The sequence below is a fragment of the Diaphorobacter ruginosibacter genome (assembly GCF_014395975.1).
Classification (GTDB): domain Bacteria; phylum Pseudomonadota; class Gammaproteobacteria; order Burkholderiales; family Burkholderiaceae_C; genus Diaphorobacter_A; species Diaphorobacter_A ruginosibacter.
In genome coordinates this window covers 4,889,835-4,910,611 of record NZ_CP060714.1, presented here as the reverse complement: position 1 = coordinate 4,910,611, position 20,777 = coordinate 4,889,835, and the positions used below count along the sequence as shown (strand labels likewise).

At 65.2% G+C, this 20,777-nt stretch carries 22 protein-coding genes and 1 pseudogene; 10 read left to right on the top strand and 13 right to left on the bottom strand.

The genetic code is table 11. The annotated features are described in order from the left end of the window. Positions 1-37: 37 nt before the first annotated feature. The 4 genes from H9K76_RS22110 to H9K76_RS22095 all read right to left on the bottom strand — a co-directional run bounded on the left by H9K76_RS22110 (position 38) and on the right by H9K76_RS22095 (position 2,782). Positions 38-484, bottom strand: coding sequence for an ExbD/TolR family protein (locus H9K76_RS22110; RefSeq protein ID WP_187597401.1), 447 nt, complete (start codon positions 482-484; stop codon positions 38-40). Positions 485-499: 15 nt separating this feature from the next. Further along, the gene (locus H9K76_RS22105) at positions 500-1,207 is read right to left on the bottom strand and encodes a MotA/TolQ/ExbB proton channel family protein (protein ID WP_187597400.1); all 708 of its coding nucleotides are present in this window, start codon (positions 1,205-1,207) and stop codon (positions 500-502) included. A 21-nt stretch (positions 1,208-1,228) separates the two neighbouring features. Next, positions 1,229-2,056, bottom strand: coding sequence for a 4-hydroxy-tetrahydrodipicolinate reductase (gene dapB / locus H9K76_RS22100; protein ID WP_187597399.1), 828 nt, complete (start codon positions 2,054-2,056; stop codon positions 1,229-1,231). A 150-nt stretch (positions 2,057-2,206) separates the two neighbouring features. After that, on the bottom strand, positions 2,207-2,782 hold the full coding sequence (locus tag H9K76_RS22095) for an outer membrane protein assembly factor BamE (protein WP_187597398.1): 576 nt from the start codon (positions 2,780-2,782) through the stop codon (positions 2,207-2,209). Positions 2,783-2,859: 77 nt separating this feature from the next. Between H9K76_RS22095 and fur the strand changes: the two genes are divergently transcribed. Further along, positions 2,860-3,291 (top strand): ferric iron uptake transcriptional regulator, encoded by a 432-nt coding sequence (gene fur, locus H9K76_RS22090; protein WP_187597397.1) that lies wholly within the window; start codon positions 2,860-2,862, stop codon positions 3,289-3,291. A 115-nt stretch (positions 3,292-3,406) separates the two neighbouring features. Here the strand turns inward: fur and hprK are convergent, their stop codons facing one another. The 3 genes from hprK to hpf form a co-directional block, all read right to left on the bottom strand. Next, positions 3,407-4,363 carry an HPr(Ser) kinase/phosphatase gene (hprK, locus tag H9K76_RS22085; RefSeq protein WP_187597396.1) on the bottom strand — a complete coding sequence of 319 codons (957 nt, stop codon included), beginning with the start codon at positions 4,361-4,363 and terminating at the stop codon, positions 3,407-3,409. Between the two features lie 91 nt (positions 4,364-4,454). Continuing rightward, positions 4,455-4,922, bottom strand: coding sequence for a PTS sugar transporter subunit IIA (locus H9K76_RS22080; RefSeq protein WP_187597395.1), 468 nt, complete (start codon positions 4,920-4,922; stop codon positions 4,455-4,457). A gap of 190 nt (positions 4,923-5,112) precedes the next feature. Next, positions 5,113-5,469: a ribosome hibernation-promoting factor, HPF/YfiA family gene (hpf, locus tag H9K76_RS22075; protein ID WP_187597394.1), complete on the bottom strand. Its 357-nt coding sequence runs from the start codon at positions 5,467-5,469 to the stop codon at positions 5,113-5,115. A gap of 369 nt (positions 5,470-5,838) precedes the next feature. Between hpf and H9K76_RS23545 the strand changes: the two genes are divergently transcribed. Continuing rightward, on the top strand, positions 5,839-6,759 hold the full coding sequence (locus tag H9K76_RS23545; RefSeq protein ID WP_246475198.1) for a phosphoribosylaminoimidazolesuccinocarboxamide synthase: 921 nt from the start codon (positions 5,839-5,841) through the stop codon (positions 6,757-6,759). Positions 6,760-7,001: 242 nt separating this feature from the next. On the opposite strand, the pseudogene H9K76_RS23540 reads toward H9K76_RS23545, so the two are convergent. Next, a pseudogene (locus H9K76_RS23540) lies at positions 7,002-7,697 on the bottom strand (YbaY family lipoprotein); the annotation flags it as partial. Positions 7,698-7,808: 111 nt separating this feature from the next. After that, complete coding sequence (trxA, locus tag H9K76_RS22065) at positions 7,809-8,699, bottom strand: thioredoxin (protein ID WP_187597392.1); 891 nt, start codon at positions 8,697-8,699, stop codon at positions 7,809-7,811. A 328-nt stretch (positions 8,700-9,027) separates the two neighbouring features. Here trxA and purE point away from each other — a divergent pair, with 328 nt between their 5' ends. From purE to H9K76_RS22045, 4 genes are all read left to right on the top strand, one after another. Then, positions 9,028-9,525: a 5-(carboxyamino)imidazole ribonucleotide mutase gene (gene purE, locus H9K76_RS22060; protein WP_187597391.1), complete on the top strand. Its 498-nt coding sequence runs from the start codon at positions 9,028-9,030 to the stop codon at positions 9,523-9,525. Further along, a complete protein-coding gene (locus tag H9K76_RS22055; RefSeq protein WP_187597390.1) occupies positions 9,522-10,697 on the top strand; it encodes a 5-(carboxyamino)imidazole ribonucleotide synthase in 1,176 nt (391 codons plus the stop codon). Before purE ends, H9K76_RS22055 begins: the two co-directional genes overlap by 4 nt. 2 nt (positions 10,698-10,699) lie before the next feature. Continuing rightward, entirely contained in the window at positions 10,700-11,695 is a 996-nt protein-coding gene (locus H9K76_RS22050; protein ID WP_187597389.1) for an L-threonylcarbamoyladenylate synthase, read from the top strand. A gap of 89 nt (positions 11,696-11,784) precedes the next feature. Then, a complete protein-coding gene (locus H9K76_RS22045; RefSeq protein WP_187597388.1) occupies positions 11,785-12,741 on the top strand; it encodes an SGNH/GDSL hydrolase family protein in 957 nt (318 codons plus the stop codon). A gap of 113 nt (positions 12,742-12,854) precedes the next feature. Here the strand turns inward: H9K76_RS22045 and H9K76_RS22040 are convergent, their stop codons facing one another. The 3 genes from H9K76_RS22040 to dacB all read right to left on the bottom strand — a co-directional run bounded on the left by H9K76_RS22040 (position 12,855) and on the right by dacB (position 16,551). After that, complete coding sequence (locus H9K76_RS22040) at positions 12,855-13,529, bottom strand: OmpW/AlkL family protein (RefSeq protein WP_187597387.1); 675 nt, start codon at positions 13,527-13,529, stop codon at positions 12,855-12,857. A 33-nt stretch (positions 13,530-13,562) separates the two neighbouring features. After that, positions 13,563-14,723 (bottom strand): SGNH/GDSL hydrolase family protein, encoded by a 1,161-nt coding sequence (locus tag H9K76_RS22035; protein WP_187597386.1) that lies wholly within the window; start codon positions 14,721-14,723, stop codon positions 13,563-13,565. Positions 14,724-14,979: 256 nt separating this feature from the next. Beyond that, a complete protein-coding gene (gene dacB, locus H9K76_RS22030) occupies positions 14,980-16,551 on the bottom strand; it encodes a D-alanyl-D-alanine carboxypeptidase/D-alanyl-D-alanine endopeptidase (RefSeq protein ID WP_187597385.1) in 1,572 nt (523 codons plus the stop codon). Between the two features lie 126 nt (positions 16,552-16,677). Between dacB and tsaB the strand changes: the two genes are divergently transcribed. From tsaB to corA, 4 genes are all read left to right on the top strand, one after another. After that, positions 16,678-17,400: a tRNA (adenosine(37)-N6)-threonylcarbamoyltransferase complex dimerization subunit type 1 TsaB gene (tsaB, locus tag H9K76_RS22025; RefSeq protein WP_187597384.1), complete on the top strand. Its 723-nt coding sequence runs from the start codon at positions 16,678-16,680 to the stop codon at positions 17,398-17,400. Continuing rightward, positions 17,397-17,876: a ribosomal protein S18-alanine N-acetyltransferase gene (gene rimI, locus H9K76_RS22020; protein ID WP_187597383.1), complete on the top strand. Its 480-nt coding sequence runs from the start codon at positions 17,397-17,399 to the stop codon at positions 17,874-17,876. The genes tsaB and rimI overlap by 4 nt, the downstream gene beginning before the upstream one ends. Beyond that, positions 17,873-18,667 (top strand): uracil-DNA glycosylase family protein, encoded by a 795-nt coding sequence (locus tag H9K76_RS22015; protein WP_187597382.1) that lies wholly within the window; start codon positions 17,873-17,875, stop codon positions 18,665-18,667. Before rimI ends, H9K76_RS22015 begins: the two co-directional genes overlap by 4 nt. 208 nt (positions 18,668-18,875) lie before the next feature. Next, positions 18,876-19,862, top strand: coding sequence for a magnesium/cobalt transporter CorA (corA, locus tag H9K76_RS22010; RefSeq protein ID WP_187597381.1), 987 nt, complete (start codon positions 18,876-18,878; stop codon positions 19,860-19,862). A 77-nt stretch (positions 19,863-19,939) separates the two neighbouring features. On the opposite strand, the gene H9K76_RS22005 is transcribed toward corA, so the two are convergent. Beyond that, the gene (locus tag H9K76_RS22005; RefSeq protein ID WP_187597380.1) at positions 19,940-20,701 is read right to left on the bottom strand and encodes a 5'-methylthioadenosine/adenosylhomocysteine nucleosidase; all 762 of its coding nucleotides are present in this window, start codon (positions 20,699-20,701) and stop codon (positions 19,940-19,942) included. Between the last annotated feature and the right edge of the window lie 76 nt (positions 20,702-20,777).

The window sequence follows — 20,777 nt, the reverse complement described above, 5'->3', positions numbered from 1 at the left end:
ATTGTGTGGTGATACTTGCGAGCGCCTGGGGCACTACTCAGCGCAGCGAGTGCCCCTCGGCCTGCGCAGACTGCGGCGCGGTCACGAAGGCAATCCGGTGCAGGCCCGCCTTGTTGAGTTCGCCCATGAGCTCGACCACGCGACCATAGGGCACGGTGGTGTCAGCACGCAGCTGGATTTCGGTCTCGGCACGCGTGCGTGCGATGTCCTTCAGGCCCTCACGCAGCGCATCGGCATCGAGCGGCCGGTCGTTCAGATAGGCCCTGCCCGCGGCGTCGATCGACACGACCACCGGCTTGGAGGAGGCGGCACTTGCCTCGGCGCCATCGGCCTTGGGAAGATCGAGGCGGATCGCGCTGGCCAGCAGCGGCGCCGTGAGAATGAAGATCACCACCAGCACCAGCATCACGTCGACGAGCGGCGTGACGTTGATGTCGCTCATCGGCTTGGATTCCTGTGATCGCACCATGCGTCCGAAGGCCATGTGGCGTGCTCCCGGTCAGTCGCCCAGCGGGCCGGTTGCCAGATCGTCCGCCGAGTCATCCGCCAGGCTGTTCGCAGGGCCATCGGCCAGCAAGTCGCGCAGGTCGTGCGCGAAGCCCTCGAGATCGGCTTCCACGTTGCCGAGGACGCGGCCGTAGACGTTGTAGGCCAGCACGGCCGGAATCGCCACGGCCAGCCCCGCGGCCGTCATGATCAGCGCCTCGCCGACCGGCCCCGCCACGCGCTCGATGGTGATCTGCCCGGCACCCGCCATGCCCGTGAGCGCGTGGTAGATGCCCCAGACCGTGCCGAGCAGGCCCACGAAAGGTGCCGTCGAGCCGACCGTGGCAAGCAGCACCTGTCCGAACTTCAGGCGGGAAAGCGACGACTGCAAAGCGTTGCGCAGCACGCGGGTGAGCTGCTGGGAGCGATGGCCCTGCCCTGCCAGCGTGGCGGACGACTGCGCGGACGCCGCGAGCGCCGCCTCCACCATTGGCCGCACCAGGCCTTCACGATCCCAGGGGAGGAGTCGTTCGCTCGCGGCTGCGAGCGTGGGCGCCTGCCAGACGGCTTGCGTGCAGCGCGGAACGTCTACATGGGCGCGGCGCATGAGCCACGCCTTCCAGAAGATGACGATCCAGCTGGCCACCGACATGGCCAGCAGCAACACGGCCGTGATCTGCGTCACGGCGTCCCCTTGTCGCAACCACGCCAGTCCGTTCATGGTGCGCTCCGTCTGTGTGGATCAGTCGTTGAGCTTGAGCACGTCGAACATGTCGAACATGCCGTTCTTCTTGTCCGCCAGATAGCCGACGGCACGCAGGCTGCCGCGGACGTAGCCGGCGCGGCTCGAGGACTTGTGCGCGATCTCGATGCGTTCGCCTTCGCTGCAGAACAGGACCGTGTGGTCGCCCACGATGTCGCCGCCACGCACGGTGGCAAAGCCGATGGTTCCGGCCTTGCGCGCGCCGGTTTCGCCATAGCGCTCATACACCGCGCGATCTGCGAGATGCGTTCCCTGCGCCCTGGCGATCACCTCGCCCATCTTGAGCGCCGTGCCCGAGGGGGCATCGATCTTGTGCTTGTGGTGGGCCTCGATGATCTCGATGTCGTAGCCATCGTCGTTCATTGCACGGGCGGCCATCTCCAGCAGCTTGAGCGCCACGTTCACACCCACGCTCATGTTGGGGGCGAACACGATGCTGATCTTCGCGGCGCCTTCGGAGAGGCGGGCCTTCTGGGCTTCGCTGAGGCCGGTGGTGCCGATCACCATCTGCACCCCGAGCTCCTCGCAGACCGCCAGGTGGCTCATCGTGCCTTCGGGGCGCGTGAAATCGATCAGTACGTCCACGTTCTTCAGCCCCGCATGCAGGTCGGCCGTGATCTGCACGCCGCTCGCATGGCCAAGGAACGCCGTGGCGTCCGTGCCGACGGCCGGGCTGCTCGCAACGTCGAGGGCCCCCGCCAGCACGCAGTCGTCACTCTGGCGGATGGCCTCGATCAGCATGCGGCCCATTCGGCCGGAAGCACCAGCCACGGCAACGCGGCGACGGGAATGTGAAGGAGCGGTCATGGATAGTCTGTCTTTTTGTCGTTGCTCCCGCCCCGGGCGGCCGGCTGCAGGCCCGTGGCCTTCCGATGCGTGCCGCCTGCCTGGCAGGAGCGGGGAAAAGATTGCCCGAAAAAGGTTGCCGTTGCGGCCTGCCCTGCTGGCTCTGCCGGATTACTTGCGCGCTTCCAGCGGCGGGTAGCTGGCGGGCAGCGGTGCCGATGGAGCCTCGTTGCCGGGATTGTCGACCACGGAGACGGGTGCATCGGGCTTGGGCGCGTAGCGCTTGAGCTGGTCTTCCGTGGCTTCCAGGTTCGGCACCTTGTTCTTCGAGGCCTTGGATGCCAGCGAAGAAACGAAATCGGCCTCGGTCGGCATCTCGTCGCCTTCGTAGCGATCGAGCACGTCATCCTTGAAGAACACGGTCAGCTTGCGGGTCTGCTGCTCGATGCCGGGACGCTTGAGCGTGAAGACGTATTCCCAGCGATCATTGTGGAAGAGCGGCGTGACCAGGGGCGTGCCAAGGATCTCCTTGACCTGCTGGCGGCCCATGCCGGGCTTGAGCGCCTCGACCTGTTCCCTGGAGACGAAATTTCCTTGCACAACATCGATCTTGTATGGTGTGATGGCGCTGGCCAGACGATGGCTTGCGCTGTCAAAGCTACCGCAAGCGGCCAGCCCGGCACTGAGCAAAACGATTGCGCCACAACGGACGCCGTAACGGGCGGGAGCGAACATGGTTAAAGCCATAGGGATATGATCAGCCCATTGTAGCGGCTGGAATCCCCCGGGCCTTAACGCGCCTTAGGCAAACGAAAGACCTTGTCATGACGAATATCGACGAACTGAAAAGCACCGGCCTCAAGGCAACGCTTCCCCGCCTGAAGATCCTCGACATCTTCCAGAAAGGGCAGCAGCGCCACATGACGGCCGAAGACGTTTTCCGCGTATTGCTGGAAGAACGTTCCGACATCGGCCTTGCAACCGTTTACCGCGTGCTCACGCAATTCGAGCAGGCCGGCATCCTGCTGCGCAGCAATTTCGAAAGCGGCAAGGCCGTCTACGAACTCAACGAAGGCCAGCACCACGACCATTTCGTCTGCACCGGTTGCGGCAAGGTCGAGGAGTTCTACGACGCGGAGATCGAGAAGCGCCAGAACCTCATCGCCAAGCAGAAGGGCTGGGTGATCCAGGATCACTCGATGTCGCTGTACGGCCAGTGTTCGGATTGCGCCAAGCGCGCCAACGCCGGGCGTTGAACCTGCACGAGCGCCAAAAGGAACAGGGGACCGGCAACGGCTCCCTCCCAAAGACAAAAGCGAAGCACCTGCTTCGCTTTTTTGTTGCTCGCCTGGAATACGTTGACGGCCAGGATCAGGGCTGGACGCCGCTGGCCATGGCCTTGCGGTGGCGCTCCACGAACTCCTGGTAGGTATCAATGCCGCGCAGTTGCAATATGGTGTTGCGTACGGCGGCCTCGACCAGCACGGCGATGTTTCGGCCCGCAACCACCTGAATCACTACTTTCAGAACCGGAACACCCAGCACGTCCTGGGTCAGCGGCTGATAGGGCATGCGCTCGTAGTCGCGCTCCAGCGTTTCCTTGCGCACCAGGTGCACGATGAGCTTCAGGCGCATCTTGCGGCGCACCGCCGCCTCGCCGAAGATCGCGCGGATATCGAGCAGGCCGATGCCGCGCACCTCCAGCAGGTTCTGCAGCAGGTCGGGGCACTTGCCCTCGACCGTGGTCTGGTTGATGCGGTACAGATCGACCGCATCATCGGCCACCAGGCCATTGCCGCGCGAGATCAACTCGAGGCCCAGCTCGCTCTTGCCCAGCCCCGACTCGCCGGTGATCAGCACGCCCATGCCCAGGATGTCCATGAACACGCCGTGCAGCGTGGTGCGCGTGGCGAAGTGCTTGGAGAGATAGGCACGCACCACATCGATCACGAAGGCCGACGACTCATGCGTGGCGAACAGCGGGATCTGTGCACGCTCGCACAGCGACAGCAGCGCATCAGGCGCCGTCTGGTCGTCTGCAAGAATCAGCACGGGCGGCTCGAGCGTGAGAATGCGCGCGACCCGGCGCTTGCAGTCGTCTTCGGTGCCGTTGCAAAGGTAGCGGATTTCCCGCTCCCCCATGACCTGGGCACGGAAGGGGTGGATGTAGTTGAGATAGCCCACCAGGTCGGCGCCCGAGCGGGCCGCACGCACCGCCTCTTCGTCGAAGCGACGGGCCGATGCGCCGAGGCCGGCGACCCAGACCAGCTTCAGGGAACTGCGAAACTCTTCGAACAGGACGTCGGCACTGACAAGATTGGGTTTCACGCTATTCCTGACTGGTTTGTTAGGGAATCAGGACCGCCCGGCTTGCTCGGAACCCGGCGGCTGGCGCCGGAGCCGGCGCACGGAAGGGAAATCAGGCCGCTTGCGCCGATCGCCAGTCGGCGATCAGGCCGTGCAGTTCCGTCGCGTCCGAGCAGGTCTTGATGCGTTCGCGCAGCGCGCTGTCGCTCAGCAATTCGGCGATTTCCGAGAGAATTTCCAGGTGCTTCTGCGTGGCCGCTTCGGGGACCAACAGGAAGATCAGCAATGAGACCGGCTGCTCGTCCGGTGCGTCGAAACCGATGGGGTGGGCCAGCTGGAACACCGCAGCCATGGGCGATTTCAAGCCCTTGATGCGCCCATGGGGAATGGCCACGCCGTGTCCAAGCCCCGTGGATCCCAGGCGTTCTCGGGCGAAGAGGCTGTCGGTGATCAGTGCACGGGACAAACCGTGCTGGCTCTCGAACAGCAAACCCGCCTCTTCGAAGGCCCGCTTCTTGCTGGTGGCGTCGACACCAACCAGAACCTGGGCCGGAGGCAGTATGGAAGCAAGACGATTCATGATGGCAATTATGCGCGTCAAGCGTAAACCCTAAAGGACTTACTATAAGCAACAAAAAACCGCCTTGGAAGGCGGTTGCGTATCCAACCCTCGAAATAAAGAGAAGTGGGCGCGACTGATAAATGGGGTTGCATTATGTATCAGTCGCGCGCGATACGTGGTTCGAGGGCGTTTGCGGGGCTTTTGTCGCTCAGGCCGCCGAGGCTGCCACAGCGAACTCCGCCGTCGCCCGGCGCACCGCCGGCTGATGATCCTGAAGACGCTGTTTGTACTTCATCACCTTGCGATCGAGCTTGTCGATCAGCTCATCCACTGCCGCATACAGGTCGAAATGGGCGCATTCCGCAAAAAGATCGCTGCCTTTCACTCTGACATTGCATTCCGCTCGCTGCCGCTTGTCCTTTTCCTTCTGGTTTTCGACTGTCAGCAGCACCTTGACATCAACCACCTGATCGAAGTGCCGTGTAATGCGTTCCAGCTTGGAAGTCACGTAGCTGCGCAACGCGGGGGTCACCTCAAGATGATGTCCGCTAATCGTCAAGTTCATAAAACGTCTCCTGTGACGCACGGGTTGAAATCGCCCTGCTCCCTGGCAATCAGGGGGCGGGACAGCCGAACTTGAATGCATTCATGTTGGCTTCACTATGCGCGCCGCGATGGTGAAAATCAACGCGTGTCCTGCCGGGATACCCGGGTTACCTGTTACAGATGCCAAGCTGCAAAAAAACGGTCACAATGCCAAGTTGTCCGGGGTGGTACCTTGCACCGCCCGCCCCGCGAGCCGCCTCCTCCCGCAAACCGGACTCCTGCAGCGCAAGGCGTAAAATCATCCCTCACGTCCCGTCCCAACCCGGCACAGCACGTTGGCCCAGCGTGCCCGGCGGGATTTTCCTTTTGTGTTTGCCTGAAAACCGCAATGACCCAGCCTAGCTCTTCCGCTCTGCATACATCCGCCCTGACCTCGCTGCCGCTGCTCGCGCGCGGCAAGGTGCGCGACAACTATGCAGTGGGCGACGATCGCATCCTGATGGTGGCCTCCGACCGCCTGTCGGCCTTTGACGTGATCATGGGCGAGCCCATCCCCGGCAAGGGCGAACTGCTCACGCAGATGGCGCTGTTCTGGTTCGACAAGCTGCAGGGCGTGGTGCCCAACCACCTGACCGGCGACGCACCCGAGAGCGTGGTGACACCCTCCGAAGTGCCCCAGGTCACCGGCCGCTCCATGCTCGTCAAGCGCCTCAAGCCCATTCCAGTGGAAGCCGTGGTGCGCGGCTACCTGGCCGGCAGCGGCTGGAAGGAATACCAGGAATCGCGCTCGGTCTGCGGCGTGCCGCTGCCCGAGGGCCTGACCAACGCAGCCAAGCTGCCCCAGTCGATCTACACCCCGGCAGCCAAGGCCGCGGCCGGCGAGCACGACGAGAACATCACATTCGAGCGCACCGTGGAGATCGTGGGCGAGGAACTGGCCACGCGCATCCGCGACGTGAGCATCGAGCTGTACGAGAAGGCCGCCGCCATCGCCCTGCAGAAGGGCATGATCATTGCCGACACCAAGTTCGAATTCGGCCTGACGCCCGAGGGCGAGCTGGTGCTGATGGACGAGGTGCTCACGCCCGACAGCTCGCGCTACTGGCCTGTCGAAGGCTACGAGGAGGCGCTCAAGGCCGGCGCCAATCCGCCCAGCTACGACAAGCAATTCGTGCGTGACTGGCTCGAGTCCGTGCGCATCAACGGCAAGCCATGGGACAAGACGGCACCGGCGCCGCGCCTGCCCCGCGAAGTGGTGGACAAGACCGCTGCCAAGTACCGTGAAGCGCTGGAACGTTTGACCGCCTGACCGGTCCGGTCGCCAGATACCTCCGACGAACTACCGCTCCGCGCTGCATGGCCGGGGCGGTTTTTTGTTGCGGAGGTCTTTTTGAGGACAGAGCAGAAACTGAACCAGCCAGCAACCCAATCACTGCGGCGAGTTCGGCGGCTCATAGGGCTCGAACCCCGCCATGCCCCCTCCTGCGCACGCAACTGCAAAATAGGCTTATCATCCTCATCCTGCAATTCCAGTTCGCGTCCGCGCTGCACGAAAGACCGCGCTTCGGCGAGGGCGCTCAGGAATGCAGGCTCATCGCCTCCGCCATCCAGGCACAGGCGGATCGACGTTCGGGTCAGTTGCAGCCGCAGCGACTTGCCCTGCACCCTGTAGGTTCCAAGAAATCGGTTGCAGCCGCCCGAACCGACGAAATCGCCCTGCGATTCGCCTGCGGGGAATTTCCCTGCCGCCGGCTGGAACTGGAGGAAGGCCGGAACCGCGCCTTCTGCCGCCGGAGCCACGGGCGTCACGGCATTCTCTCCCACGCTCAACAGCCGCCAGTGGGTCTGCGCGAAGGGAATCGCTGCATTGACCGTGGCATCGGTGCGCACGTAGGGCTCCAGCATCACGTCCACCCGCTGGAACGCGGGGTCCTGCATGACCGGATTCACGCCCGGCGTGTAGAAAATCAGCTCGTTGTAGAGCGTGACCTGCGCCTGCACCACGTACTTGCCGTTGCGCTGCACCTGCTCCTTGCGAAAGGGGATGGCCAGATCGAACGGTGCCTGGCCCGCGGGCTCGAGCCGCTGGCGCCCGAGCGCGACCGGTGCTTCTCCCTCGTTCGTGACATCGAGCAGCACCGCCTCGAACACGGCATCGGGTGGGATGTAGAGCCGCTGGAGCGAGAACGCGCGGCCGGTGATGAGTGCATCGGGCCGTGGCACGCTCGCGCAGCCGGAAAGCAGCATCAGCCCGCCTATCCCGCCATACAAGGCGCCGCGCAACCACAGGCGCCGGCCCCGTGCGGGGGCGTCATCCGTCACGGGCCGCGCCGCCACATCGACCCCGCCACCTCGCGCTCAGCTCAGCACCACGCTGGAGAGGCGACGGCGGTAGGTGGCGACAGTTGGGTCCTCGGGCGGGATCTGGCCATCGGCCACCTTGACCTTCGGCGGCTCGATGAGCTCGAGGATGGCGATGTACAGCTTGCGCGCCGCATCGCCATTCCAGGTCTTGTCGCGCATGAGGATGTCCAGCAGCTCGTCCATCGCGTCGGTCCACTTCTGTTCGGACAGAAGCTTGCGGGCGCGGGCAAACCGGGCGTCGAAGTCACGCTTGTTGGCGGCGATCTGCGCGTCGAAGTCGGCCATGGAGCCGCTGCGCGCGGAGAAGTCGAGCGCATCCATCCAGGCCTTGAGCGCGCTCAGCTTGCGCGATGTCTCGGCCTTGGCGATCACGGGAGCGAACGCCACCTTGGCGTCGTCCTCGCGGCCCTGCTGCAGCAACAGCTTCACATAGTCGTAGCGCGCGTCGTCATTCGACGGGTCGGTGGCAACGGCATGCTGATAGCGCTCGAGCGCCGACTCGGCATCCTCGGAGGCCAGCGCATCATCGGCCAGTTCCTCCTCGGCCGGTGCTTCTTCGGCGGGCGGCACATGCTTGTCGAGGAAGGCCTTGACCTGACCTTCGCTCTGGGCGCCCATGAAGCCGTCCACGGGCTGCCCATTCTTCATCAGGATACAGGTGGGGATGCTGCGGATGCCGAACGCGCCAGCCAGCTCCTGCTGCTGGTCGGAGTCGATCTTCACCAGCTTGAAACGGCCCGCGTACTCGGTCTCGACCTTTTCCAGGATCGGGCCGAGCGTCTTGCACGGGCCGCACCATGGCGCCCAGAAGTCCACCAGCACGGGTGTCTGCATCGACGCGGCGATGACTTCGGCTTCAAAATTCTCTACGGTGACATCGATCATGGCAAAAACCCGGTGATGTGGATGGTGCGCGGTGCGCAATGTAAGTGAGTGCGGGAGGGGCGTGCACTCGGCCCGCCCGGCTCCTGCAGATGGGGTCATGGCGTGCGTTCACAAGCCGGCAGCCCGTGCTCGCCGCCCCTCTCCAAACTCGCATTCTCCCGCATATTCGACGCTCCCATGGAAGCCCCACTCGCAGGCGGCATTGCCCGTCTTCTCCCCGGACGGGGGTGCGCAACTGCGGGCCATTGCACGCCCCGCGCGTACAAAAAGTAAAATCGCGGGTTCCACCCCAGCGGGGCTGCCTTTTGCGGCCCCTCGCATTCACACAATGACATCCATCCAAATCGGCGTGGTGATGGGCTCCAGCAGCGACTGGGACACCATGCAGCACGCAGTCGCCATCCTCGAACAATTCGGCATCGCCCATGAGGCGCAGGTGGTTTCGGCCCATCGCATGCCGGACGACATGTTCCGCTATGCGGAAGCTGCCGCCGGCCGCGGCCTGAAGGCCATCATCGCCGGCGCGGGTGGTGCAGCCCACCTGCCGGGCATGATCGCGGCCAAGACCCCGGTTCCCGTGCTCGGCGTGCCGGTGGCCAGCCGCCACCTGCAGGGCGTGGACTCGCTGCACTCCATCGTGCAGATGCCCAAGGGCGTGCCGGTGGCGACATTTGCCATCGGCCAGGCCGGCGCAGCGAATGCGGCACTGTTCGCCGTGGCCATGCTCGCCAACGAGGATCCCGCATTGCGCAAGAAGCTCGAAGCGTTCCGCGAAGAGCAGACCAACGCGGCACGCGCCATGACCCTGCCTCCGGTGTCCGCATGAGCGCGCAGGACGATTCCCGTGTGATTCTTCCGGGCGCCACGCTGGGCGTGCTCGGCGGCGGCCAGCTGGGCCGCATGTTCGCGCAGACCGCCCAGGCCATGGGCTATTTCACCGCCGTGCTGGACAAGGACGAGACCAGCCCCGCCGGCCTCGTGAGCCACCACCATATCCGGACCGGGTATGAGGACCCGCAAGGCCTGGCCGAACTGGCCTCGCTCTGCGTGGCGGTCACCACCGAATTCGAGAACGTGCCCGCCGGTTCTCTCGACACGCTGGCGCAGTCGGTGCCGGTTTCGCCCGCCGGCTCCGCCGTCGCCATCGCCCAGGACCGTGCCGCCGAGAAGGCGCATTTCGTCAAGTGCGGTGTCCCGTGCGCCCCCTACGCCGTGATCGAGACGTCCGAGCAACTGGCCGCCGTGAACGACGCGCTGCTGCCCGGCATCCTCAAGACCGCCCGCATGGGCTACGACGGCAAGGGCCAGGTGCGCGTGAAGACGCGCGAAGAGCTGAACACCGCCTGGGAGCAGCTGGGCCGCGTGGCCTGCGTGCTCGAGAAGATGCTGCCGCTCGCGCTCGAATGCTCGGTGATCGTCGCACGCGGCCGCGATGGCACCATCGTCAATCTGCCGGTGCAGCGCAACCTGCACCGCGACGGCATCCTCGCTGTCACCGAAGTCTACGAAGGCAGCCTGCCGGCCACCCAGGTCGAGAAGGCGATCGCCGCCGCGCGCTCCGTGGCGATCGGCCTCGACTATGTCGGCGTGCTGTGCGTGGAGTTCTTCGTCCTGAACGACGGCATGCTGGTCGTCAACGAGATCGCACCGCGTCCGCACAACAGCGGCCACTACAGCCAGAATGCCTGCGACGTGTCGCAGTTCGAGCTGCAGGTGCGCTGCATGGCCAACCTGCCGCTGACGCAGCCGCGCCAGCACAGCCCCTCGATCATGCTGAACCTGCTGGGCGACCTGTGGTTCAAGGACTCCGCCGAAGCCAGGACACCCGCCTGGGACCAGGTGCTGGCGCTGCCAGGATGCACCCTGCACCTCTACGGCAAGCATGACGCCAAGCGTGCACGCAAGATGGGCCACCTGAACATCACGGGTGCCACGCCCGAAAACGTGCGCGCCACGGCGCTGAAGGCGGCTGCGATCCTCGGCATCGAGCCCTTCTGACCATGATCCTCGATGCAAGCCTGAAAGAGTCGATCACGGCCGGCGCCCGGGCGCTGCAGGAGGGCCGGCTGCTGGGCATGCCCACCGAGACGGTCTACGGCCTGGCCGCCGACGCGGACAACGATGCGGCCGTGGCCCGGATCTTTGCCGCCAAGGGCCGCCCGGCCAACCACCCGTTGATCGTGCATGTGGCCGATGCCGCCAGCATCCAGCGCTATGCCAAGGAAGTGCCAGTGTTCGCGCAGCAGCTGATCGACGCCTTCTGGCCCGGCCCGCTCACCGTGATCCTCCCGCGCCTGCCGGAAGCTGCCAAGGCCTCCACCGGCGGCCAGGACAGCGTGGGACTGCGTTGCCCGTCGCACCCGGTCGCGCATGCGCTGCTGCTGGCCTGCCAGCGGCTCGACCCGCCGGTCTGGGGCGTCTCCGCCCCCAGCGCCAACAAGTTCGGCCGCGTGAGCCCGACCACCGCGGAGCACGTGGCGTCGGAGTTCGGCGACGATCTGCTGGTGCTGGACGGCGGCGCCTGCGAGGTGGGCATCGAGTCGACGATCGTCGATTGCACGCGCGGCGCACCCGTGCTGCTGCGCCCGGGCGCCGTCACGCGCGAGGACATCGAGCGCGCCTGCGGCATGCGCCCGCTGTCCAAGGAGGAGATGCCGGAACACACGCCGCGCGCCTCCGGCACGCTGCTTGCCCACTACGCGCCCAGCGCCAAGGTGCGGCTGATGGATGCCAGGCAGATCCAGACGGCGCTCGAGGTGCTGGGCAAGGACGCCGCGCATATCGCCATCTATTCGCGCACCCGCATGCTGACGCCGGCACGGGCCGTCACCCTGCGCCGGATGCCGGACGATCCGAATGCCGCCGGGCAGGAACTGTTCGCCGCGCTGCGCGACTTCGACGAGGCCAAGGTCAAGCTCATCTGGGTGGAAACTCCGCCAGAATCCGGGGAATGGGAAGGCGTGCGCGACCGCCTGCAACGCGCGGCCGCGGCCTGATTGCGCAGGTGGCCTACAGTTTGTAGCGGATGCTTCGCCCATCGTTGACACGCACTAGTTACACTCACAGGATCGTTTTGGAGAAATTTATGGCAGCAAATTGGATGCGCCGCACTTTTGTGGCCGCAGCGTGCGCTTCGGCAGCCCTGCTGACGGCCTGCGGCTCCAGCAGCGTGGACTCGGCAATCAGCCCCGATCGTTTCGTCGTCTTCGGTGACGGCCTTGCCGACCAGGGCCAGCTGGGAACCTCGTTCACGGTGAACGACGGCAGCGTCAACAACTGGACATCGCAGCTCGCCGCGCGCTATGACGTGAAGCTCACGCCAGCATCCAAGGGCGGCTGGAACTATGCCTATGGCAACGCCCGCATCTCGCAGAGCCCCGACGCGGCCGGCAACGCCAGCACGCCCACGGTGGTCAAGCAGATCGACACCTTCCTCGCTGCCAACAAGTTCGCCGACAACGACATGGTCGTGATCAGCGCCGGCGTGAGCGACGTGATCGCCAACACCATGGCATTCATCAATGGCACGATCACCCAGGACCAGCTGATGGCGAATGCCACGCAGGCGGGCGCGGATCTCGCAGCCCAGGTCACCCGCGTGATCAATGCGGGCGCCAAGCACGTGGTCGTGACCGGCACCTTCGACCTGGGCCGCACGCCATGGGCCAAGCAAATCGACAAGGAACAGTTGCTCACCCAGGTCATGCTGGCCCTGAACAACCGCCTGAAGATCGACATCAACCCGCTGGGCGGCAAGCAGGTGCTGTACATCGATGCAGCCTACCAGGTCAACCTGTTCCAGGGCAACCCCGGCGCCTACGGCTTCCAGAACAGCGACACGGCCATCTGCACGTCGGTGGATGCCGGCGCGGGCATCGGCACCGGCAACAACCGCGTCAACTCGGCGCTGTGCACCCCGAACACCCTGCTGCCGAACGCCGATCCGATCCGCTATGTGTTCTCCGACAACGTCTACCTGACACCCGAAGCCAATCGCCGCCTGGGCGAGTACGCTCGCGACATCATCGTCCTGCAGTGGTAATGCGACCGGTGTGCGGGAAGCTCCCGAGCACACGGATCAAGGGATAAAAAACCGGCCCCGAAGGGCCGGTGGTGTCTACCTTGGAGAGGAAGACGCAAGGATCAGACGTAGTATCAGAAGCGGTAGCCGATGCCGAAGGACACCACGTCCGGATTGAGCTTGACCGAAATGCTCTGCCCCGTGGACAGATGCGCCTTGGACTTCAGGAACGACTTGTAGTACGAAGCATCAACATACCAGCGCTCGTTGATGTTGTAGGTGAAGCCGATCTGCGGTGTGATGCCGAACTTGTTGTCCATCTTGGCGGTCGTCGGATTGTCCGGGGTGCCGCCCGTCAGTGCGGAAAGGGTGGCCGTCGTGCGGTTCTTGAAGAATTTCGCATATGTCACGCCCACGCCGACATAGGGGCGGAACGCCGACTTCGCATCCCGGAAGTAGTACTGCACGAACAGCGTCGCGGGAATCACCTTGACCTGGCCCAGCTTGCCCACGCCCGCGATCGCGCCATCACCGTAGAAGTTGTGCTTGAACGGCAGTCCGAGTGGCAGGTCCAGGGCGATGTTGTCCGTGACCATGTAGTTGATGCCGCCCGTGAACTGGTTGGCACTGTCCACATCGATCTTGGTGTTGGGGAAGCTCGGGGCGGACAGGTTGCCGCTGTCCACGTCGGGCATGATGCGCGTGGCGCCCGCGCGCACGCTGATCGTTCCCGCAACCTGCGCCTGTGCCGCCGCGCAGGCCGCCAGGATGACCAGCGCTGCGCCAGCCTGTTTGAAGAGCGTCGTCATGTAATCGTCTCCAGTATTCGTTGTGGATTCAGGTCAGAGCCAGCCTGCTTGCGACAGCGAACGTGCCGTCAGCTGGCTCATCAGCTTCTGGCCGTAGGGCGTGGGGTGGAAGCTGTCGGCAAAACCGTAGCTCTTCCACCAGTCCGCACCACCGGTGGCTCCGGCTGGAGGCGTCCTGGCCGACAGGGCCTGCGCCGTGCAGGTTGTGAAGGTGTAGGTCGGCAGGCCGGATGCGTCCTGGCCCGTCGGCGGGCAGACCGGATCGGTCACGTTCTGGTACGAATACTGTGCGGGGTTGGCTGCCTGGTCCTTGAAGGAGTCGTAGAAATCCACGATCGCGATGCGTGCGTCGCCCTTGAGGTTCGCGTTCAGTTGGGTGTTGAAGGTCTGCACCCAGGTGTCGAACAGCGTGTTCAGCTTGGCCGCCGCTTCCGCGCCCTGCGTTGCAGTGATCTTCTTGAGCACCATCTGGAACTTGGGCGTCAGCGTCACGCCGGGCATGTTCAGCACGGCCACGCGAGGGGCTCCCTTGCCCACCGTGTTGGCCTGGATGCTCTTGGAAAAGCCGGTGGCCAGCGCCTGCATGTAGGCCGCACCCGCCTTGGGCATGCCGGCGGCACCCTGTGCGGCCAGGGCCTGCACCGTGGCCGGGTCGAGCACCGTGCCGAGCAGGCCGAAGAATGTCTTGCCGCCGTCCGTGGAGGCTGCCAGGTAGGCACCGAACAGGTCGCCAGCGTCATTGCCGCCGCCGTCGATCAGCACGAGGTCGGTGGCTGCATAGCCTGCAGCGCCCATGTCGGCGAGCTGCTTGAGGATGGAAACGGGCGAGGTGGCCGATGCGGGGTAGTTGATGCGGCCGCCAGCCACTGCGTAGCCCGTGCAGTTCGCCACCGCAGCGAAGTTGGCCCCCGTGGTGTCTGTCGCACGGTAGTGCGCGCAAAGCGATGTTCCGTAGTCCTTGGCGATCCAGTCCACCCACATCGGCGTGGAGTCGGGGCCGGTCATGGCTGTCGAGGACGCCTGCACCGTCGCCTTGAAACCAAAGGTGCCCACGTCGGACAGGCTGTCACCGGCGACCTTGACCGTCGTGATCTTCGCGGCGGGCGTCGTGTCCGAACCACCGCCGCCACAGGCTGCCAGTGCCACAGCAGCAGCTGCCGCTGCAACCCAATGCATACGCATACGTGCTTTCATTTACAGAGCTCCTTCATTGAATAGAACGACCGTTCGTTTTTTTCAAAATGATAGAGATGAATCGCTTTCGCTCCTATTTGGGTAAACACTGAATTCCCGCCTAAACAACGCCAAAGGGTGGCTTTTGCGGCGCGTCATAGGTGCAAATGTGGGAAAACGATAGGTGCCTGAAAGCCAATGGCCCCGGGTATGCCGGGGCCATTGCACAGGGATTGTCAGTGGGCCGTCCGCGTGGCTGCGGCAGGGTGATCCGTCGTCAGCGGCGATGCGACACCTTGGCCGCGGACCCTGTGTTGTTGTTGGCCACCTGCGGGGATGCCGCGGGCGCGTCCTGCGCGGCCCAGTCGACCAGGGCATGCAGCGCCGGGCGGGCGTTGGGCGCCAAGGGGTGGTTGATGATGCCCACCAGTGCATAGCGCCTGCCGCTCACGGAGTCCACCACGCCGGCCAGCGCGGTCACGTCGCGCAGCGTGCCTGTCTTCAGATGCGCCATGCCCTTAGCGCTCGCGGTGTTCACGCGGCGCAACGTGCCATCGACACCGACGATCGGCAGCGACGACAGCAGCTCGGGCATGTGCGGCGAGAACCATGCGGTCTGCAACATGCCGGCGAGCGAACGGGCCGTCACACGCTCATCGCGGCTGAGCCCGGCGCCGTTCTCCCACACCGGCGGCGTGAGTTGGGGCCAGCGGCTGCGCCACCACTGCGCCATGGCCTGGCGGCCCGACTCCCAGGTGCCCCGGCCCGTGGCCTGCAGGCCCAGCGTGAGAAACACTTGCTGCGTCATCACGTTGTTGCTGTACTTGTTGATGTCGCGCACCACTTCCGCCAGGGTCTGGGACCGGCTGGTGAACGCAGGCTTGAGCCCCGCGGGCACCTTGCCGTCATGCACCGACCCCGTGACCTTGCCACCCAGGTCGCGCCACATGCCCTCGATGGCACGCGCGGCGTAGCCGTCGGGGTCTGCCGGCGCGATGGACCATTCGCGCTCGCCACAGGTCGCGGGAAACGGGCCCGCGAACGTGATGCGGCCCGGCTCACCCAACTCGGCCTTGAGCGCAGCCTGCCAGTCACCACAGGCCGTGGCGGCGGGCGCGAGCGGCACGGAGGCAGGAAGCTGCATGCCGCCCATCGGCGGCTCGTAGGTGATGCGTGCGACACCCGCCGCCGCGTCGGGCACGAAGCGCAGCGTCATCGCCTTGAAGTTGATCAGCAGCGCATCAGGCCCCACGTTGTAGGGGCGCCAGGGCTCGCCGTCGAAGGTGGCGGCATCGCGCGGCGGCAGGCTGAATGCCGAGCGGTCGAGAATGATGTCGCCCACGATCACCGTCACGCCCATGCTGCGCAGCCGGCGCATGGCAAGCCACAGGCGTTCGAGCACCATCTGCGGGTCGCCCTGGCCCTGGATGTAGACGTTGCCGCGCAGGGCCCCGTCCTGCGGCACGGCGTCGAGATAGACCGGGGTCTCCCATGCGAATGCCGGGCCGAGCTGGTCGAGCGCCGCGTAGGTCGTCACCAGCTTCATCACCGAGGCCGGATTCATGGGCTCGTCGGGGCGATATGCCAGCTTGGGCGACTTGGGCGAATCCAGCTCCACCACCATGGCCGCAAGGGCCTCGCGCGGCACCTTGGCACGCTGGAGCGCGGCATCCACCGAGGGCGGCAGCGCCTGCTGCTGCGGCGCGGGAGCCAGCGCGGGCTGGGCGGTCCGCTCATTCTGCGCGACAGCGGGAAGAGCGGCTCCGGCAGACAGGACACAGGCCAGCGCCACGAGGCGCCAATGCACTTGCCGCGCGCTGGCGGCGGCTGCGAGGAATTCCAGAAACATCCGACAAGTCTATGATTTATCGGTATTTCCAGCCAACAATGCTGCCAATTACCCGCAGATATCACCCGCGGATATTGCGGCGGGACGATAATCCCGGGTCCCCCGCTCCCGCCAGATCGACCGTTCATGAATCTCCTTGCGCTAGATACCAGCACCGATACGCTTTCCATCGCCGTCCAGAAGGGTGGCAACGGGAGCGGAGCGGGGCTGCTGGAGCGCAGCGCACCCGGCGGCGCCCAGTCCTCCACCACGCTGATCCCGCTGATCCGTGAACTGATGGGCGAGCTGGGCCTGTCCTTCGATGAGCTTGACCTGATCGCCTTTGGCCGCGGCCCGGGCTCGTTCACCGGACTGCGCACCGCATGCTCGGTGGCGCAGGGCCTCGCCTTCGGCGCCCGCAAGGGCCTGGGCGTGCCCGTGCTGCCCGTCGACTCACTGCTGGCCGTGGCCGAGCAGGCGCGCATGGAACACGGCGTGGACAAGGTGCTTGCCGTGCTGGATGCACGCATGGACGAGGTCTATGCCGCAGCCTATCGATGGGACGGCGGGCAATGGAGCAGCGCTGGCGACTATCAATTGCTCGCTCCGCAGCATGTGATCGTCGAGCCCGGCTTCACCGTCGCCGGCAATGCGCAAGCCGCCTACGGCGAACGCCTCGCGCCCGATGCCCCCCACGTGCGCGCCCTGCCGACGGCCGGGGCCATGCTGCGCCTGGCCCCTCAGCTCGCCGCCAGCGGAACGGTATCCGCCAAGGAAGCGCTGCCGCTCTACATCCGCGACAAGGTGGCCCAGACCACGGCCGAGCGCGAGCAGGCCAGGCAGGCAGCCTCCGGACCTCAGCCCGCATGAACGCCATCGCCTCCACCTTGCACCATGACTCGCTGCTGCACTTCGAGTTGCTGTCGCTCGCGCGGCTGGATGCGCTGCTCGAGGTGGAGAACGCGGCCTATACGCATCCGTGGACCCGCGGCAACTTCATCGATGCGATCGCGGTCGGCTACCAGATCCAGTTGCTGATGCAGGAAGACCAAATTGTCGGCTACTTCGTCGCCATGCAAGGCGTGGACGAGGTGCATCTGCTGAACATCACCGTGGCGCCGCGTTTCCAGCAGCAGGGCTGGGCGCGCGTGCTGCTCGACTCGCTGGTGCTGTGGTCGCGCGGCAGGCAGGCACAGTGGCTTTGGCTGGAAGTGCGCCAGAGCAATCTGCGTGCGCAGCATGTCTACCTGCAGTATGGCTTCCAGTCCGTGGGCCAGCGAAAGCGCTACTATCCGGCGGAAAACGGCGAACGCGAGGACGCCATTGTCATGAGTATCAAGCTATGAGCCTTCAGCTGGACGCACGCCAACGAGCGATGCTGCAGGAGATGGGCATCACCATCTGGCAGGCAGCACCTGCGGCCGCCGCGGCGGCTCCTTCCGTGACCGAACGCATGGCACGGCCCGCAGCCCAGGGCATGCCCGTGCTGGAACGGCCGCTCGCGCCGCAGGTGCCTCCCGCGCAACCCCGCGCGGAGGCGCCCGCGCCCGTCGCGCGGCAGCAACCGCCCCAGGCCGCCCCTGCACCGGCACCTGCGGCCACACAGCCTGCAGGCGCATCCGAAGGAGCCGTGGCCAGGCTGCACGCACCGGTTGCGCTGTACCCCGATGCCGCAACGGCCACGTCCGGCCCACCGCGCGAGCTTGGCAACGGCTGGCTCGTGATCTTCGAAACGCCGACACCCGCGGACCCCTTGGGTGGCGATTCCGGCCGCCTGCTCGACAACATGCTGCGTGCCATGCAACTGCACCGGCATCCGCGCACCTTCGCCTGTGTGCTCGAACGCGGGGCGGGTGCCGAAGCGTCCCCACCTGTCCAGGCGATGCTGTCGCGGACGCTGGCGGAGCTTCAGCCCTCGATGGTCCTGATCCTCGGCCTCGGTGCTGCCCGCGCCACCCTCGACAACCGGGAACCGCTCGGACGCCTGCGTGCCGCACAGCACCAGATGCCGGACGGCACACCCGCCTTCGTCAGCTACGACCCTGCCTATCTGCTGCGCGCGCCCGATGCCAAAGCCTCCGCCTGGGCCGACCTGTGCCGAGCCCTGGCCGTGGTCCGCAAGGCCGGCGAGGCCTGATTACCGCCCCCCTCTTTGTCACACTCCCGCGATGGCATGGGCCGGGATGCCGATGCCATAATGCGGGAATCTTGAATACAGGAGACAGCTCCGTGGAAGCCTACCCCAGTTGGTAGCTTTCAACTCCCGGCGTGCCGAGGGTTGAAAGCGATATGACCTCACTCAACACCCTCGCCCTTGCACAATGATTTTTCGGGAATGCTGAGCAATGCTCAATATCTTTACGTTGGCCAATGGCCGCCTGGTTCAGGAAGAAATTGAATCGCTGGAGGAGCTCAAGCGTTTTCAGCCGATCTGGGTAGACCTTGAATCGCCGACCGTGGAGGAAAAGCGCTGGGTCAAGCAGCACTATGGCCTGTCGATTCCCGAAGACGCGATGGACGAGGACATCGAGGAATCGGCCCGTTTCTACGAGGAAGACAACGGCGAACTGCATATCCGCAGCGACTTCCTGGTGGATGTGGATGACGATCCGCGCGCGGTTCGCGTCGCCTTCATCCTGAACCTGGTCAACGACTCGCTCAAGAGCAAGGGCGTGCTGTTCTCTATCCACGACGACGACGTGCCGGTCTTTCGCCTCGTGCGCCTGCGCGCCCGCCGCGCGCCGGGCCTCATCGAGGATGCCAAGGAAGTGCTGCTCAAGCTGTTCGACGCGGACGCCGAATACTCGGCCGACACGCTCGAGGGCATCTATGACGAACTCAAGCTCGTCAGCACCCAGGTGCTCGCGGGCGACGTGACCGACGCCAAGGCCAGCGAAGTGCTGGCCGCCATCGCCCGCCAGGAAGACCTGAACGGCCGCATCCGCCGCAACATGCTCGACACGCGCCGCGCCGTGAGCTTCATGATGCGCTCGAAGATGCTCAACGCCGAGCAGTTCGAGGATGCGCGCCAGATTCTTCGCGACATCGAATCGCTGGACAACCACACCGCGTTCCTCTTTGACAAGATCAACTTCCTGATGGATGCGACGGTCGGTTTCATCAACATCAACCAGAACAAGATCATCAAGATCTTCTCGGTGGCCAGCGTCGCCCTTCTGCCACCCACGCTGATCGCAAGCGTCTACGGGATGAACTTCAAGTTCATGCCCGAGCTGGAATGGCAATACGGATATGGTTTCGGGATCGGACTGATGGTCTGCAGCGCCGTGATTCCCATGCTGTATTTCCGCAAGCGCGGATGGCTCAAATAAGGTTTTTCGCGGAAGACCGGGTCGAGTGGAGGGACTGACCCTCCGGGTGCACTTCCTGCCTCTGCCAGCAGGAAAAATCAAAGCGCCCGCAAAAACGCATGCACCACATGGTCCGCGTACCGGCTCGCCACGGTCCGCACGAACTGCAGGAAATCCACATCCGCTGAATCATCGGCCCGGTCGGAAATCGTCCGCACCGCAGCGAATGCTATGCCATAGTCCGCGCACACCTGCGCCACCGCCGCCCCCTCCATCTCCACGGCCAGCACGCGGTGCCCAGCACCCTCCAGCACCGAGCGGATGGCGCCGGACTCCTGCGCCGTGCTCACGAACCGATCGCCGCTCGCGATCAGGCCCAGGTGCACCGAGGGCCGGTGGGTGGCGCCGAGCCCGAGGGATGCCCAGTCGATCGCATCGCTGTCCCGCGCCACGCAGTCCTTCGTGGCGGAGACAAGCCGCTGCGTGAGGTCGGCATCGCAAGCCATCCGGATCGCCGGATAGCCGGGCACACGCCAGCGCTCGACGATGGGTGACGCGTCCATGTCGTGCTGCAGGTAGTCCTGTGCAACGACCACGTCGCCCACGCACACGCCCTCGCCCAGCCCGCCCGCCACGCCGGTGAACAGCACGCGCGTGGCGCCGAACTTCTCCGCCAGCACTGTGGCCGTGGTCGCCGCCGCCACCTTGCCGATCCCCGAGAGCGCCAGCACCACTTCATGTCCATGCAGGGTGCCGCGCCAGAATGTGCGTCCGGCGTGGGTCACCTGCCCGGGCTGCTGCAGGGCCTGAACGAGGCTGCCCTGCTCCTCGGGCAAGGCACTGATGATGGCGATGGTCACTGCGCGGGTCTCCGGCAAAAAGAGTGCGATTATCGTGCGCGATGGAAGCTCTGCGCGCATTCCGTCGACACATGCT

Coding starts and splice junctions, on each gene's coding strand:
- H9K76_RS22110 (WP_187597401.1), bottom strand. CDS start 484: ATGGCCTTCGGACGCATGGTGCGATCACAGGAATCCAAGCCGATGAGC.
- H9K76_RS22105 (WP_187597400.1), bottom strand. CDS start 1,207: ATGAACGGACTGGCGTGGTTGCGACAAGGGGACGCCGTGACGCAGATC.
- dapB (WP_187597399.1), bottom strand. CDS start 2,056: ATGACCGCTCCTTCACATTCCCGTCGCCGCGTTGCCGTGGCTGGTGCT.
- H9K76_RS22095 (WP_187597398.1), bottom strand. CDS start 2,782: ATGGCTTTAACCATGTTCGCTCCCGCCCGTTACGGCGTCCGTTGTGGC.
- fur (WP_187597397.1), top strand. CDS start 2,860: ATGACGAATATCGACGAACTGAAAAGCACCGGCCTCAAGGCAACGCTT.
- H9K76_RS22080 (WP_187597395.1), bottom strand. CDS start 4,922: ATGAATCGTCTTGCTTCCATACTGCCTCCGGCCCAGGTTCTGGTTGGT.
- hpf (WP_187597394.1), bottom strand. CDS start 5,469: ATGAACTTGACGATTAGCGGACATCATCTTGAGGTGACCCCCGCGTTG.
- H9K76_RS23545 (WP_246475198.1), top strand. CDS start 5,839: ATGACCCAGCCTAGCTCTTCCGCTCTGCATACATCCGCCCTGACCTCG.
- trxA (WP_187597392.1), bottom strand. CDS start 8,699: ATGATCGATGTCACCGTAGAGAATTTTGAAGCCGAAGTCATCGCCGCG.
- purE (WP_187597391.1), top strand. CDS start 9,028: ATGACATCCATCCAAATCGGCGTGGTGATGGGCTCCAGCAGCGACTGG.
- H9K76_RS22055 (WP_187597390.1), top strand. CDS start 9,522: ATGAGCGCGCAGGACGATTCCCGTGTGATTCTTCCGGGCGCCACGCTG.
- H9K76_RS22050 (WP_187597389.1), top strand. CDS start 10,700: ATGATCCTCGATGCAAGCCTGAAAGAGTCGATCACGGCCGGCGCCCGG.
- H9K76_RS22045 (WP_187597388.1), top strand. CDS start 11,785: ATGGCAGCAAATTGGATGCGCCGCACTTTTGTGGCCGCAGCGTGCGCT.
- H9K76_RS22040 (WP_187597387.1), bottom strand. CDS start 13,529: ATGACGACGCTCTTCAAACAGGCTGGCGCAGCGCTGGTCATCCTGGCG.
- H9K76_RS22035 (WP_187597386.1), bottom strand. CDS start 14,723: ATGAAAGCACGTATGCGTATGCATTGGGTTGCAGCGGCAGCTGCTGCT.
- dacB (WP_187597385.1), bottom strand. CDS start 16,551: ATGTTTCTGGAATTCCTCGCAGCCGCCGCCAGCGCGCGGCAAGTGCAT.
- tsaB (WP_187597384.1), top strand. CDS start 16,678: ATGAATCTCCTTGCGCTAGATACCAGCACCGATACGCTTTCCATCGCC.
- rimI (WP_187597383.1), top strand. CDS start 17,397: ATGAACGCCATCGCCTCCACCTTGCACCATGACTCGCTGCTGCACTTC.
- H9K76_RS22015 (WP_187597382.1), top strand. CDS start 17,873: ATGAGCCTTCAGCTGGACGCACGCCAACGAGCGATGCTGCAGGAGATG.
- corA (WP_187597381.1), top strand. CDS start 18,876: ATGCTCAATATCTTTACGTTGGCCAATGGCCGCCTGGTTCAGGAAGAA.